This window comes from Pseudomonas sp. GW821-FHT09E04, from assembly GCF_059416185.1.
This window is the reverse complement of the sequence record NZ_JBWKOR010000001.1, coordinates 847241-861463: the sequence shown is the minus strand read 5'-3', so window position 1 is coordinate 861463 and position 14223 is coordinate 847241. Positions and strand designations below refer to the sequence as shown.

Genomic DNA, 14223 nt, shown 5'->3' with positions numbered 1-14223 from the left:
ATTCGAGAGCTGGAACGCGGAGCGTCCCTTGAGGCATTCCCACGAAGAGCGTGGGAACGATCAGGGTGGCGGTGTCAGTGGGAATGGCGGGGCACTTCCGCACCTCGGCAACCCACCAGAAAATCAAAATCACACCCCTGATCCGCCTGCAACACATGGTCGATGTACAACTGACGATACCCCCCCACCAACAACGGCTGCGGCGGTTGCAGATCTGCCATGCGTGCCGCCAGTTCAGCGTCCGGAATGTCCAGGTGCAAACGCCCGCTGGCGCAGTCCAGCTCGATCCAGTCGCCTTCTTTCACTGCCGCCAAAGGCCCGCCGGCCGCCGCTTCCGGGGCAACGTGCAACACGACGGTGCCGTACGCTGTGCCGCTCATGCGCGCGTCGGAGATGCGCACCATATCCGTCACACCCTGTGCCAGCAGCTTGGCCGGCAAACCCATGTTGCCGACTTCGGCCATGCCCGGATAACCCTTCGGCCCGCAGTTTTTCATCACCAGAATCGAGTTCGCATCGACGTCCAGCTCCGGATCGTTGATCCGTGCCTTGTACATGTCGAAGTTCTCGAATACGACCGCGCGGCCACGGTGTTGCATCAGTTCCGGTGTGGCGGCGGATGGCTTGAGCACTGCGCCCAGTGGCGCGAGATTGCCGCGCAACACACAGATGCCGCCGTCGGCGCGGATCGGATTGTCGAGGGTGCGGATCACTTCGTCTTCACCGTAGATCGGCGCGTCCTTGGTGTTCTCGCCGATGGATTTACCGTTGACGGTCAGCGCGTTCGGATTCGGAATCAGATTGGCCTCGCCGAGGCGGCGCAACACGGCCGGCAAGCCCCCGGCGTAGTAGAACTCTTCCATCAGAAAACGCCCGGACGGTTGCAAGTCGACGATGGTCGGCATGCCGCGACCGATGCGAGTCCAGTCGTCCAGATCCAGCTCGACGCCAATGCGCCCGGCGATGGCTTTGAGGTGAATCACCGCGTTGGTCGAACCGCCAATCGCCGCGTTGACCCGGATCGCGTTTTCGAAGGCCTCCTTGGTCAGGATCTTCGACAGCTTCAAGTCTTCACGAACCATCTCGACCGCACGCATGCCGGACATGTGCGCCAGCACATAACGCCGCGCATCCACGGCCGGAATCGCCGCGTTGTGCGGCAGGGAGGTGCCCAGTGCTTCGGCCATGCAGGCCATGGTCGAGGCGGTGCCCATGGTGTTGCAGGTGCCGGCCGAGCGGGACATGCCGCCCTCGGCGGCGAGGAAATCGTCGATGGTGATGGTGCCGGCCTTGACCTGTTCACTGAGCTGCCAGACCACCGTGCCGGAGCCAATGTCCTTGCCCTTGTGCTTGCCGTTGAGCATCGGCCCGCCGGTGACGACGATGGCCGGCACGTCGCAACTGGCCGCGCCCATCAGCAGCGCCGGGGTGGTTTTGTCGCAACCGGTCAGCAGCACCACGCCGTCAATCGGGTTGCCGCGAATCGCTTCCTCGACATCCATGCTCGCCAGGTTGCGGGTGAGCATGGCAGTCGGGCGCAGGTTCGATTCGCCATTGGAGAACACCGGGAACTCCACCGGAAACCCGCCAGCCTCGATCACCCCGCGTTTGACGTGCTCGGCGATCTGGCGGAAATGCGCGTTGCACGGCGTCAGTTCCGACCAGGTGTTGCAGATACCGATGATCGGTTTGCCATGGAACTGATGGTCGGCGATGCCCTGATTCTTCATCCAGCTGCGGTACATGAAGCCGTTCTTGTCGGCCGTGCCAAACCATTGGGCGGAGCGCAGGGTGGGTTGCTTATCAGACATGATCGATTCTCTTATTGTAAGACTATTGTTTGCGAGCTTCGGCTAAACATAAGCGCAAAATCGGCGCTTTGGAAGTGTTGTTGGGTAATTAGTATTACTATATAGTCGTTTTCGACGGAGGGATGGCCCTGGCGGTTTTCCGCGAGAGGCGTCCCCCGAGGTTCCATAAAAACAACAATCGGAGACCGATCTCATGAGCCAGGAACTGCGGCTTGTCCGGCGCATCACGCTGAAACTGATTCCCTTCCTGATCCTGCTGTACCTGATCGCCTATGTGGATCGCTCCGCCGTCGGCTTCGCCAAGCTGCACATGGGCGCCGACATCGGTATCGGCGATGCCGCCTACGGCCTCGGCGCCGGGCTGTTTTTCATTGGCTACTTTCTGCTGGAGATCCCCAGCAACCTGATGCTCGAACGCTTCGGTGCGCGGCGCTGGTTCGCGCGGATCATGATCACCTGGGGCGCGATCACCATCGGCATGGCGTTCGTTCAGGGCCCGCACAGTTTCTACGTGATGCGCTTTCTGCTCGGCGCGGCGGAGGCGGGGTTCTTTCCCGGCGTTCTGTACTACATCACCCAATGGTTCCCGGTGCGCCATCGCGGCAAGATCCTCGGGCTGTTCATCCTTTCCCAACCCATCGCGATGATGATCACCGGCCCTGTGTCCGGCGGCCTGCTGGGCATGGATGGCATTCTCGGTCTGCATGGCTGGCAGTGGCTGTTCATCGTCATCGGCACCCCGGCGATCCTGCTGACCTGGCCGGTGCTGCGCTGGCTGCCGGACGGCCCGCAGCAAGTGAAATGGATGGATCAGGCCGAGAAGGACTGGCTGACCGGCGAGCTGAAAAAGGATCTGCAGGAATACGGCCAGACCCGCCACGGCAATCCGCTGCATGCGCTCAAGGACAAACGCGTGTTGCTGCTGGCGCTGTTCTATCTGCCGGTGACCCTGAGCATTTATGGCCTTGGCCTGTGGCTGCCGACCCTGATCAAACAGTTCGGCGGCAGCGATCTGGTGACCGGTTTCGTGTCGTCGGTGCCATACATCTTCGGCATTGTCGGGCTGCTGATCGTGCCGCGCAGTTCCGACCGCATGAACGATCGCTACGGGCATCTGGCGGTGCTCTATGTGCTGGGCGCCATCGGCCTGTTCCTCAGTGCCTGGTTGTCCTTGCCGGTGGCGCAACTGGCGGCGTTGTGTCTGGTGGCGTTCGCGCTGTTTTCCTGCACGGCGGTGTTCTGGACCTTGCCGGGGCGGTTCTTTGCCGGCGCCAGTGCGGCGGCGGGGATTGCCTTGATCAACTCGGTGGGCAACCTCGGCGGCTATATCGGACCGTTCGTGATCGGCGCCTTGAAGGAATACACCGGCAACCTCGCTTCGGGCCTGTACTTCCTTTCCGGGGTGATGGTGTTCGGGCTGGTTCTGACGGGCGTCGTCTATCGCTTGCTGGAGCGCAAACACGTATTGCCGGTTGATCAGTTCGCCGCCAGTGCTCGCGGTGCGACCCGCACCTGATATCGATCCAGGATTTGTCTTAACAGGAGAACATCATGCATCTGGTTCAATTCGAATTGAGTAACGGCGAGCGCCGCGTCGGGGTAGTCGAGGGCGGTCTGGTGCGTGAAGTGCAGGATGCGCGCACGGTGCGCGATCTGGCACTGGCGGCGATCGAGGCTGGCGGCACGCTGGCGCAACAGGTGCAGACCCTCGGTCTCGGCATCAGCCACGATTACGCCGAACTGTTGGCCAAGCTGCGCATCCTGCCGCCGCTGGATCACCCGGACCCGGCGCACCTGCTGGTCAGCGGCACCGGCCTCACGCACCTCGGTAGCGCGTCGGCCCGAGACAAGATGCACCAACAGGCCGGCGACGAAGCGGCGATGACCGACACCATGCGCATCTTCAAGTGGGGCGTGGAGGGTGGCAAACCGGCAGCGGGGCAGGCCGGGGTGCAACCGGAATGGTTCTACAAGGGTGACGGCAGCATCGTTGTGCGCCCCGGTCAGCCGTTCCCGCTACCGCCATTTGCCGAAGACGCCGGCGAGGAGCCTGAGATGGCCGGCCTCTACATCATCGGTCACGACGGCAAGCCGTATCGCCTCGGTTTCGCGGTGGGCAACGAGTTCTCCGATCACGTCATGGAGCGCAAGAACTACCTGTACCTGGCCCACTCGAAATTGCGCAGTTGCAGCTACGGCCCGGAGCTGCGCGTGGGTGAATTGCCGCAGCACCTGGCCGGTACCAGCCGCATCCTGCGCGACGGCGGAGTGCTGTGGCAGAACGAGTTCCTCAGCGGCGAGGCCAACATGTGCCACAGCCTGGCGAACCTCGAATACCACCACTTCAAGTACAGCCAGTTCCTGCGCCCCGGCGACGTGCACATTCACTTCTTTGGCACGGCGACCCTGTCGTTCGCCGATGGCATCCGCACTCAGCCGGGCGACGTGTTCGAGATCAGCCAGGCCGAATTCGGTGCGCCGCTGGTCAATGGCATCGCCCCGGTTGAAGCCGTTTTCCAACCGGACAGCATCGGCACCCTTTAAGGAGATCCCATGACTCAGATTCTCGGTCACAACTACATCGGCGGGCGTCGCAGCGCGGCGGGTAGTGTCAAACTGCACAGCATCGATGCCACGACGGGCGAGGCATTGCCTCACGATTTCATCCAGGCGACGCAAGAGGAAGTGGACGCCGCTGCCAAAGCGGCGGCTGCTGCGTATCCCACCTATCGCAGCCTGAGCGCCGAGCGCCGTGCGCAGTTTCTCGATGCGATTGCCGATGAGCTGGATGCGCTGGGCGACGATTTCGTCGCAGTGGTCTGTCGCGAAACAGCGTTGCCTGCCGGGCGGATTCAGGGTGAACGCGGACGCACCAGTGGCCAGATGCGGCTGTTCGCCAAAGTGCTGCGGCGCGGTGACTTCTACGGTGCGCGGATAGACCTGCCGTTGCCGGATCGTCAGCCGCTGCCGCGTCCGGATCTGCGCCAGTACCGCATCGGCCTCGGCCCGGTGGCGGTGTTCGGTGCGAGCAACTTTCCACTGGCATTCTCCACCGCTGGCGGCGACACCGCGTCGGCGCTGGCCGCCGGGTGCCCGGTGGTGTTCAAGGCCCACAGCGGCCATATGGCCACGGCCGAATTCGTGGCTGACGCGGTGATTCGGGCGGCGGAGAAAACCGCGATGCCGGCCGGTGTGTTCAACATGATCTACGGCGGCGGAGTCGGCGAGTGGCTGGTCAAGCATCCGGCGATTCAGGCCGTGGGCTTCACTGGTTCGCTGCGAGGTGGACGGGCACTGTGTGACATGGCCGCCGCGCGTCCACAGCCGATCCCGGTGTTCGCCGAGATGTCGAGCATCAACCCGGTAATCGTTCTGCCCCAGGCCCTGACAGTTCGTTCGGAAACTGTTGCCCGTGATCTGACCGCGTCGGTGGTGCAGGGCTGCGGTCAGTTCTGTACCAATCCGGGCCTGGTGATCGGCATTCGCTCACCGCAGTTCACGGCATTCATTGAGCAGGTCGCGGCGTTGATCGGCGACCAACCGGCGCAAACGATGCTCAATGCCGGCACCCTCGGCAGCTATGGCAAGGGCCTGGAAAAACTGTTGGCGCATGCCGGCATCGAGCATCTGGCCGGTAATCCGCAGCAGGGCAATCAGGCGCAGCCGCAGCTGTTCAAGGCTGATGCCAGCCTGTTGATCGACGGCGATGAAGTGCTTCAGGAAGAAGTGTTCGGCCCGACCACAGTGATCGTTGAAGTGGCGGATCAGGCGCAACTGAACGCGGCGTTGAAGGGGCTTCATGGGCAACTCACCACGACGATCATCGGCGAGCCGGCGGACTTCGTGCAGTTCCCGGAACTGACGCCGTTGCTGGAACAGAAGGTCGGGCGGATCCTGCTCAACGGTTACCCGACCGGTGTCGAAGTGTGCGATTCGATGGTCCACGGCGGACCGTATCCGGCGACGTCCGATGCTCGCGGCACCTCGGTCGGCACCCTGGCGATCGATCGTTTCCTGCGCCCGGTGTGCTTCCAGAACTATCCCGACAGCCTGCTGCCGGAACCGCTGAAAAATGCCAACCCGCTGCGCATTCAGCGGCTGGTGGATGGCAAGCCCTCGCGCGAGGCTCTCTAAGCCGAACTGGATCGATCGTTCCCACGTCGAGGCGTCGAACCGTCTGCGTGGGAATGCAGCCCGGGACGCTCTGCGTCCCATTCGAGAGCTGGAACGCGGAGCGTCCCTTGAGGCATTCCCACGCGGAGCGTGGGAACGATCAAGAGCGGGGCTTTGAGCTATCATTGCCACTTTCCCCCTGAAAGACATGATTGCCATGACTGCCGTAACCGACACCCTTCTCAACGCCCTCGAACATTGCGGTATGGTCGAAATCGACGGCCTGCACGCCTTCGAATTCGCCCTCGATGAAGACGACAATCTGCACATCGAGTGCATCGATGGCCGAACGGCCAGGCATTGGGAGTTCACGCCGGCTCAGGTTGAAGCGGCGACGTTTGACCAGGACCTGCAGAGCTGGTTGATCGTCGGTTTTGCCAGCGACACCAAAACCGTCGGCGAACACCGTCTGGTCTGCCTCGGCGATGTACTCAGCAGCGCCGACGACGAGGATGAAGCCGAATGAACATGCGTAAATTCTGGCCATTGTTGATGGCCGGCAGCGTCGGTGCGATGGGCCTTTCCAGCGCGTCAGCCGAGAGCTTCCAGTTGCTGGTCGGCTCCTACACCGCCGGCACCAGCCAGGGCCTCTACCGGATGAACTTCGACAGCGCCACCGGCCAGATCGATGCCAAGCCGCTGCAAGTGATCAAGAGCGAAAACCCGTCGTGGCTGACCCTGTCCAAGGATCAGCACCGGGTGTTCGTGGTCAATGAAAACGGCCCTGGCCAGAAAGACCCGGTCGGTCGCGTCAGCAGCTATTCCATCGATCCGAAAACTCATGCGCTGACCCTGATCAATCAGGTCCAGAGCCTGGGCAACGAGCCGACCCATTCGAGCCTCAGCGGCGACGCCAGCCATCTGTTCGTCAGCAACTATTCGGTAGTCGAAGATCCGGGCGGCACCCTCGCGGTGTTGCCGGTCGGCAGCGACGGCAAACTCAAACCGGTGGTGCAGATGAGTGCTCACCCGGCGAGCCGGGTCAACCCTGAACGTCAGGCCTCGAACCATGTGCACTCGACGATTTCCTCGCCGGACGGTCGTTATGTGTTCTCCAACGACCTGGGCGCAGACAAAGTCTTTGTCTACCAATTCGACCCGAAAGCCAATCCGGACCTGCCGCTGACCCCGGCGAAAACCGCTTCGGTGCAATTGCCAGCGGGCAGCGGGCCGCGTCATCTGTTGTTCAGCGCTGACGGCAAGCATGCCTGGCTGACCATGGAAATGAGCGCGCAGGTTGCGGTGTTCGACTACAACGACGGCGTGCTGACCCAGACGCAAATGGTCGACCTGGCAGCCGGCCAGCCGACCTCGGACAAAGCCGCTGCGGCGCTGCACGCGTCTGCCGATGGCAAATTCCTCTACGTCAGCAACCGTGGCACTGCCAATCAGCTGATGGTGTTCGCCATCGACCCGGCTACCGGCCAGCTCAAGGAGCTGCAACGGCGTTCGGTGGAAGGCGATCACCCGCGCGAGTTCAGCCTCGATCCGAGCGGTAAATTCCTGCTGATCGCCAACCAGAAAAGCAACCAGATTGTCGTGGTTGAACGCGACGGCAAGACCGGACTGCTCGGTAAAACCGTGCAAAAACTGCCGATGGACGCCCCGAGCGACCTCAAGTTTCTGCTGCGTCAATAAGCCGCAGGCCCCGGTCTACGGGGCCTGAAGCTTTGTATTAATCCTGCTGATAACAGGTAATGGTGCAAAGCATTTCAAGCGAGCGACCCTCGAGCGTTAAGTTTGCTTCACGGCCCAACCGGGCAAGCAAGCCAACCGAACACGAGGGTTACCGCCATGAACTTCAATCTCTTCTCGATCATCGCCGCTTCCGCCATCTCCGCCACCGTTGCTCTGCCAGCCAGCGCCAACGTTGAAATCAGCGACAAAAAATCCCACACCCAGAGCTACACCCAGAAATACCTGCAACAGAGCGCCAACTTCTACGCCGCGCTGGATCACAAAGCTCAACACTGAAATTTCCGTCACGTCCTGGAACTGCCCAAGGCTGCGATCCTTTGATCTTGTTTATCAAAAGCAAAATCAAAAGATCGCAGCCTTGGGCAGTTTTTTGCGTGCGCACCGACAGGTAATAGGTATTTTCAAACGGCGGGATAGACCGGCTAAATAATCAACGAAGCTGATGGTTACTATGCCAAACCCTGAGTGGTTACCCCGGCTTTTTTGATTGATTCTGTGGGCGTCGAAACATTGTCCACGGAGCACACATCATGGCCAGTTCAATCATCACTTCCGCCAAACGCGGCGCCTACCTGGCCATCGGTCTGTACCTGGTCATGGTGCTGTTCGTCAGCCTCTCGTCCCAATCGCAACACAGCTTCGATGCACCGATCCAGATCGCGCATCCCGGCGTCCAGTTCGAACTCCGCTCGCAAAGCGCAGCGGTGGATTCAGTTGAACTCGCGGGAGCCGTCGGAGCATGAAAGGCTACAGATTCTGGATCATCGCCGGTCTGGCGATCATGACCAACGGCACGTCTCTTCTGGGATTCGGTCAGGGCTCGGTCGGCGGTCTGGCCCGGGCCATAGAGGCCAACCACACCATCGCCCACAACATCGAACGCGCCAATGCGTTGGGGCTGCTGGCCGGCAATCCACCCGTGAAAACCTCGGCTGAGTTCTTCGGGCCGTTCGAGGTGGATTGCTCGGCGATAGGGATGTGCGAAGTGTTGGCGTAAGCGCTTACTTTTTCATGATGGCGGTGAACAGATCTGATTCCAGGAACCGCTGCAACCAACCCTGCAACCGCACGTAAGGTGTCTGAGCAAACCATTCGCGATCGACATGGGCGAACTGGCGAACGAAGGGCAGCAGCGCGATATCGGCCAGGCAAGGATGATCGGTCAACAAGTAGTCGTAGCCTTCGAGCAACTCATCCAGCTTCTGCAGGAACAACGCACCTTCGGCGCGATAAACCTCCATCGGTTGTTCCGGATAACGCTCGGCGTACTTGTAGCGATTCAGGTGCACCTTGAACACTTGATCGTTGGTTTCGATCAACTCGGCAATCCGTGAGTCCCCACCCAGCAACCAGCCCTGCGGATCGTTCTGCGCCAGTGCCCAGCGCATGATCTCCAGACTCTCATCGATTACCTGACCCTCCGCATCCAGCACCGGCACCGTACCTTTGGGCGAGATCGCCAGCATCTCGGCCGGTTTGGCCTTGAGGCTGACTTCGACGATCTCCACCGGCACGCCCGAATAACGCAGGGCCATCCGCGCGCGCATCGCATACGGGCAGCGGCGGAACGAATACAGCGTGTTCATTTCACCTCCAGTGTGCTCAAACCATTGCCCTGGCGCTGCACCTGAATCTGCACCGGAATCCGCTCGTGCATTTCCTGCACGTGGGAAATCACCGCGACCTTGCGACCCTGAGCCTGCAAGCCGTCGAGGGCGTCCATCGCCAGTTGCAGGGATTCCGGATCAAGGCTGCCGAAGCCTTCGTCGATAAACAGCGATTCGATTTTCAGCGTGCTCGACGCCATCGAGGCCAGGCCCAGTGCAAGCGCCAGCGACACCAGGAAGGTTTCACCGCCGGACAGCGAATGCACCGAGCGCAGCTCGTCGCCCATTTCGGTGTCCATCACCAGCAGGCCGAGCATGCTGCCACCACGTTTCAGGCGGTAGCGCTTGACCAGTTGCCGCAGCTGCACGTTGGCGTGATGCACCAGCAGGTCGAGGTTGTAGGCCTGTGCGATCTTGCGGAAGGTGTCGCCGGTGGCCGAGCCGATCAAGGCATTGAGTCGCGCCCAGCGCTGATACTCGGCATAGGCGTCGGCGATCTGCTGCGCCAGCGCGGAATTGGCGTTTTGCCGGCGCTGATCTTCGACTTGCTCGGCACGCAGCTCGGCGCAGAGCTGTTCGCTCGCGCTGCACTGGTTCTGTACGTCGGCGAGGGCGACAGTGAGTTGTTCGGCTTCGAGGTTGCCGTTGTGCTGCGCCTGATGTTCGAGCAACTGGCGATCACGTTCCTGCAACAGCACCTTGGCGTGTTCCAGGGCTTTTTCGTTGCGCTGCAAACGCTCGCGCAACTCGCCGACCTGCGCGTCATCGACCCGCAACAGATCTTCGAGGCCGCCGTCATCCAGTTCCGGATGGCGAGCACGCCAGTCGGCAATCTTGCCGGCCAGATCGCGGTCTTCGGTTTCCAGCGCGAGCAGCCGTTCCTGCTGCGCTTTGAGTTCGGCGGCGATTTGCACGAGTTGCGTGTGCACGCCTTGCAGTGCCTGAGTCGTGGTGGATTCGGCGTTGCGTGCCTGTTCTACCGCCAGTTCAAGCTGCTGTTGCCAGTGCTCGGCGCAGTTGTGATCGCCCAGCAATTGCGTCAGTTTCTCTTGGCTGGCCTGTTGCTGAGCGGTCAGCGCGTTGAGTTGCTGTTCAGCGTTTTGCAGTTGCTGCACGCGGCTTTGCTGACGATCCTGTTCCTTCTCAAGCGTCTGCTGGCGTTGTTGTTGCTCAGCCAGTTCTTCCTTTTGCTGATCGACTTGCGCCAGTCGCTCGGCGATCTGCCGGTCAAGCTGCATGAAGGTCGCGGCCGGCTCGGCGCGCAGGGCTTCGTGAGTCTCGGAGGGCAGCAGCGTGGCGAAGGCTGCGAGCTCTTCGTCCAGACGCTGCCGGTCAGCGCTCAGCTCGCGCTGCTGATTGCTCAGGTGCTGCGCCGCTTGCTGGTGTGCGGTTTCGGCGTGACGCAATTGCTGGGTCAGGCGCGCCGCGTCCTTTTGCAGCGTGAGCAGGGCCGTCTGACGCTGTTCGTCCTGCGTGATGCTCTGGTTCAGTTGATCGTTCTGGCGAGTGAGCCAGGCAGCGCGTTTGTCGCTGTCCTGATTCAGCAACTGAGCTGCCAGCGGATGAGCCTCGATGCTCGGCGTCAGCGTTTGCTGTTGTGTCGCCAGTTGTTCCTGTTGTTGCAGCAACTCTTTCTGTTGGGCAATCACACCACCGACGCTGGTTCGCAGCTCGGTGAGTTTTTCCTTCAGTTGATCGACCGCTTGCTGCGCGCTGGCCTGCTCGCTTTCATCGTGACGGCCGAGGCTTTGCAGCAAAGCTTCCGGCTGGTGATACGGATGCTCGTTGCTGCCGCAGACCGGGCACGGCTGGTCGTCCTGCAATTGCGCACGCAGTTCTTCGACACTGGCACTGCGAGCCAGACGCTGGCGTTCGAGCAGTTCGCGGGTGACGTTGAAGGTCTGCTCGGCGACGGTCAGTTCAGACTTGGTTTTCACCCCGTCCTGGGTCAGGCGCTCGCGCTCCTGTTGCGCATCGAGCTGACGCTGTTGCAGCTCGGCACTGCGCTTGTCCAGGTCCTGCTGACTGGCCCAAAGTCGCGTCAGGTCTTCGACGGCGCGCAGTTGCTTGCGGTTGTCCTGCAACAGAGTGCCGAGGATGCCGATCTGCTCGGCGACGGCATCAGGCTCGGCGCCGGCCTCCTTGAACAGCACTTCAAGCTGCTGCTTTTGCGTGGCCAGTTCTTCGGTGGCGCGGGCGGCGTTCTGTTCGAGATTCGCCAGTTCGCTCTCGCCCTTGTTCAACCGGTTGCCGATCAGCATCAGTTGCTGCAAGCGGTCGCGGTAGGCATTCCACGCTTCGCTCAACGGTGCCAGGTGAGCACTTTGCTCAAGATCGGTGGCAATACGTTGCAAGCGTTCGGCGACCATTTTCTGTTGGTCGAGCAGGGTCTGGATTGCGCTCTGGCCCTGGGTGCAGGCCTGTTCGGCGTTTTGCTTCGCTTCGGCGCCGGACGCGACTTCCTTGGCGAGGCGGCCGAGGGTGTTTTGTTCATCGAAGGCCTGACGCAACAGCGGCGCGCTTTCGCTTTGTTGCGTCTGTGCCTGGGTCAGGGCGATTTGTGCGGCACTGAGGTCTTGCTCAAGTTGAGTCTGGCGTTCAGTCAGCTCGCCTTGTTGCTGGGTGTGCGCGCTGATTTGCGCCGCCAATGGCGTCAGTAGTGAATCGATCTCAGCCTTGCGGGCGAACTGATGCCGTTGCGGGGCGAGTTGTTCCAGACGCGTCAATCGCAGGCGTTCGCCGGCCAGCGTTTCGCGCTCGTGTTCGGCGCTCTGCAGTTGCTCGGCGGCCGCCTGCTGCGCGTCCTGCAACAGGTGCAGATCCTTGAGCCAGGTGTGTTGTTGCTCAAGCTGTTTGAGCTGGGCCTGCTGCAACTTCAGTTGCTGTTGGGCAGCGTTGAAGCGCTCGTCGAGTTCGGCGCGAGCCTCGGGCGGGAGCGGAGTCACGCCGGTGGCTTGATCCTGCAACTGCTTGTGGGCTTCGCGCGCCTCTTTGGTCTTGTCGAACGCGCGTCGGCCGAGGCGGGTGTAGAGCGCCGTATCGGTGAGTTTTTCCAGCAGTTCGCTGCGGTCGTTGTCATCGGCCTTGAGGAACGCACTGAACTCGCTCTGGGCCAGCAGCACGGCGCGGGTGAACTGTTCGAAATTCAGGCCCAGCGCCGCTTCGAGCTGAACCTTGTATTCGCCTTTCTGGCTGGCGAGCAGTTGATCCTGATCGATGTCACGCAGGCTCTGGCGGCTGGCCTGCAACTTGCCGCCGGCCTTTTCCCGGGCGCGGTTGGCTTCCCAGCGAGCGCGATAACGGCGGCCATCGACGCCGACAAAATCCACTTCGGCAAAACCTTCACCCGTGCCGCGCCGCAGCAGTGTGCGTGGGTCGCCAGTGGCGATTTCGCCGTCGGCGTCCGGCACCTTGGCGTCACGGCTGGTGTTGTTCAAACGCGGCACAGAGCCAAACAACGCCAGGCACAGGGCATCGAGCAAGGTACTTTTGCCGGCGCCCGTCGGGCCGGTGATGGCGAACAGACCGGCGCTGGCCAGCGGCTCGGCGGTGAAGTCGATCTCGAACGGGCCGGCCAGCGAAGCAAGGTTCTTCAAACGAATGGCGAGAATCTTCATGGCTGCTCGCCCTCCATTTGTACGTCTTGCAGCAGTTCGGCGAAGTCCTTGAGGGTTTGCTCATCGACCTCGTTGCCGTAATTGTCGAGCCAGGCGCGGCTGAACAATTCCTGCGGGGTGAGTTGGTCCAGTTCGATCAGCGCGCTGCTGTCTTCTGTGCCGTCAGCGCCACGGTTGCCCGCGTACTCCGCCGCGATCCGCACCAGTCGCACGGCTTTGCCTTGCAGGGCGCTTTCGACTTGATGGCGCAAGTCTGGCTGTGGCTCATCGAGACGAACACGGACCTCCAGCCACGGCTGGCGCTGGGTTTCGGCCAGCAGGTCGATGTTTGGCAGGTCGGCCAGTTGCAGCAGGATTTCCGCCAGCGGCGCAGGGCCGAGACGTTGCAGGTTGACGGAGCGGGGAATCAGCATTGGCTCGACGCTGACCAGGGTTTCGCCGTCCAGAACGACGTCGAGCACCTGATGCTGATAACTGATTTCCGAAAACGACAACGGAATCGGCGAGCCGCTGTAGCGAATCCGTTCTTCACCGTTGACCTTCTGCGGCTTGTGCAAATGGCCGAGGGCGACATAGCTGATGCTCGGCCCGAACAGGCTGGCCGGCAGGGCTTCGGCGTTGCCGATGATCAGGCTGCGTTCGGAGTCTTCCGACACCGACCCACCGGCCATGTGCGCATGACTGATGGCGACCAGTGCCTGGCCCGGCTGGCGCTTGGCGTTGGCCGCTTCGATCAGCCATTCATGCACCTGGCCAATACCGCGCAGATAGTTGTCACCCAGATGCGCGCCGGTCACTTCGGCAGGCCGCAGGAACGGCAGCGCGAGGCACCACGCGGCGATCTCGCCGGACGCATTCGGCAGCGGCAGCAACAAGCGTTCCGCATCGAGCTGGCCGTCATCCAGCCACAACACCCGACCCAGCGCATGAGTGCGCAAACGCCGCATCAGCGGCGCGGGCAACTCTATCCGCGAGCCGGAATCGTGGTTGCCAGCGATCATCACGATGGTCAGCAACGGCTGCTGCTCGTGGGCGCTGACGATGAAATCGTAAAGGCGTTCCTGGGCTTTGACCGGCGGGTTCACCGTGTCGAAGATGTCGCCGGCGATCAGCAGCACGTCCGGCTGCGCCAGCTTCAATTGGCGCAGCAGCCACTCGAGGAAGCATGCATGCTCGAAATCGCGCTCCTGGCCGTGCAGGTTTTGCCCAAGGTGCCAGTCGGAGGTGTGAAACAGACGCAAGGCTGACTCCGCAATATAAAGAGGTGATGGCCGCCTGGAAGGAGAGGGCGGCGAAAGAGGGGAGAGTTTACAGATT

12 protein-coding genes are annotated in these 14223 nt (G+C 61.7%); 8 read left to right on the top strand and 4 right to left on the bottom strand.

The window, feature by feature from the left end:
• Window positions 1-74: 74 nt before the first annotated feature.
• The gene (locus AC07N4_RS03820) at window positions 75-1811 is read right to left on the bottom strand and encodes an IlvD/Edd family dehydratase (protein WP_493064984.1); all 1737 of its coding nucleotides are present in this window, start codon (window positions 1809-1811) and stop codon (window positions 75-77) included.
• A gap of 193 nt (window positions 1812-2004) precedes the next feature.
• Here AC07N4_RS03820 and AC07N4_RS03815 point away from each other — a divergent pair, with 193 nt between their 5' ends.
• The 8 genes from AC07N4_RS03815 (at window position 2005) to AC07N4_RS03780 (ending at window position 8679) form a co-directional block, all read left to right on the top strand.
• Window positions 2005-3327, top strand: a complete 1323-nt coding sequence (locus tag AC07N4_RS03815; RefSeq protein ID WP_273536457.1) for an MFS transporter — start codon at window positions 2005-2007, stop codon at window positions 3325-3327.
• Window positions 3328-3362: 35 nt separating this feature from the next.
• Window positions 3363-4355 (top strand): AraD1 family protein, encoded by a 993-nt coding sequence (araD1, locus tag AC07N4_RS03810; protein ID WP_493064983.1) that lies wholly within the window; start codon window positions 3363-3365, stop codon window positions 4353-4355.
• A gap of 9 nt (window positions 4356-4364) precedes the next feature.
• A complete protein-coding gene (locus AC07N4_RS03805) occupies window positions 4365-5945 on the top strand; it encodes an aldehyde dehydrogenase (NADP(+)) (RefSeq protein ID WP_493064982.1) in 1581 nt (526 codons plus the stop codon).
• Between the two features lie 196 nt (window positions 5946-6141).
• The gene (locus tag AC07N4_RS03800) at window positions 6142-6450 is read left to right on the top strand and encodes a DUF5629 family protein (RefSeq protein WP_102620986.1); all 309 of its coding nucleotides are present in this window, start codon (window positions 6142-6144) and stop codon (window positions 6448-6450) included.
• Entirely contained in the window at window positions 6447-7622 is a 1176-nt protein-coding gene (locus AC07N4_RS03795) for a lactonase family protein (RefSeq protein WP_493064981.1), read from the top strand. The genes AC07N4_RS03800 and AC07N4_RS03795 overlap by 4 nt, the downstream gene beginning before the upstream one ends.
• Window positions 7623-7778: 156 nt before the next feature.
• A complete protein-coding gene (locus tag AC07N4_RS03790) occupies window positions 7779-7958 on the top strand; it encodes a hypothetical protein (RefSeq protein ID WP_011334602.1) in 180 nt (59 codons plus the stop codon).
• Between the two features lie 254 nt (window positions 7959-8212).
• A complete protein-coding gene (locus AC07N4_RS03785) occupies window positions 8213-8425 on the top strand; it encodes a hypothetical protein (protein WP_102620963.1) in 213 nt (70 codons plus the stop codon).
• Window positions 8422-8679, top strand: a complete 258-nt coding sequence (locus AC07N4_RS03780; protein ID WP_096820052.1) for a hypothetical protein — start codon at window positions 8422-8424, stop codon at window positions 8677-8679. Before AC07N4_RS03785 ends, AC07N4_RS03780 begins: the two co-directional genes overlap by 4 nt.
• A 4-nt stretch (window positions 8680-8683) precedes the next feature.
• Here AC07N4_RS03780 and AC07N4_RS03775 read toward each other — a convergent pair whose 3' ends face one another.
• Genes AC07N4_RS03775 through AC07N4_RS03765 form a run of 3 tightly spaced genes read right to left on the bottom strand, consistent with a single transcriptional unit; the run spans window position 8684 to window position 14147 of the window.
• A complete protein-coding gene (locus tag AC07N4_RS03775) occupies window positions 8684-9268 on the bottom strand; it encodes a glutathione S-transferase (RefSeq protein ID WP_102620964.1) in 585 nt (194 codons plus the stop codon).
• Window positions 9265-12906 carry an AAA family ATPase gene (locus AC07N4_RS03770; protein WP_493064980.1) on the bottom strand — a complete coding sequence of 1214 codons (3642 nt, stop codon included), beginning with the start codon at window positions 12904-12906 and terminating at the stop codon, window positions 9265-9267. Before AC07N4_RS03770 ends, AC07N4_RS03775 begins: the two co-directional genes overlap by 4 nt.
• Window positions 12903-14147, bottom strand: a complete 1245-nt coding sequence (locus AC07N4_RS03765) for an exonuclease SbcCD subunit D C-terminal domain-containing protein (protein WP_102620966.1) — start codon at window positions 14145-14147, stop codon at window positions 12903-12905. Before AC07N4_RS03765 ends, AC07N4_RS03770 begins: the two co-directional genes overlap by 4 nt.
• Window positions 14148-14223: the final 76 nt, after the last annotated feature.

Bases quoted from the DNA above. Each gene is read 5' to 3' on its own strand.
- AC07N4_RS03820 (WP_493064984.1), bottom strand. From the start codon at position 1,811: ATGTCTGATAAGCAACCCACCCTGCGCTCCGCCCAATGGTTTGGCACG.
- AC07N4_RS03780 (WP_096820052.1), top strand. From the start codon at position 8,422: ATGAAAGGCTACAGATTCTGGATCATCGCCGGTCTGGCGATCATGACC.
- AC07N4_RS03770 (WP_493064980.1), bottom strand. From the start codon at position 12,906: ATGAAGATTCTCGCCATTCGTTTGAAGAACCTTGCTTCGCTGGCCGGC.
- AC07N4_RS03790 (WP_011334602.1), top strand. From the start codon at position 7,779: ATGAACTTCAATCTCTTCTCGATCATCGCCGCTTCCGCCATCTCCGCC.
- AC07N4_RS03815 (WP_273536457.1), top strand. From the start codon at position 2,005: ATGAGCCAGGAACTGCGGCTTGTCCGGCGCATCACGCTGAAACTGATT.
- AC07N4_RS03775 (WP_102620964.1), bottom strand. From the start codon at position 9,268: ATGAACACGCTGTATTCGTTCCGCCGCTGCCCGTATGCGATGCGCGCG.
- AC07N4_RS03785 (WP_102620963.1), top strand. From the start codon at position 8,213: ATGGCCAGTTCAATCATCACTTCCGCCAAACGCGGCGCCTACCTGGCC.
- AC07N4_RS03795 (WP_493064981.1), top strand. From the start codon at position 6,447: ATGAACATGCGTAAATTCTGGCCATTGTTGATGGCCGGCAGCGTCGGT.
- AC07N4_RS03800 (WP_102620986.1), top strand. From the start codon at position 6,142: ATGACTGCCGTAACCGACACCCTTCTCAACGCCCTCGAACATTGCGGT.
- araD1 (WP_493064983.1), top strand. From the start codon at position 3,363: ATGCATCTGGTTCAATTCGAATTGAGTAACGGCGAGCGCCGCGTCGGG.
- AC07N4_RS03805 (WP_493064982.1), top strand. From the start codon at position 4,365: ATGACTCAGATTCTCGGTCACAACTACATCGGCGGGCGTCGCAGCGCG.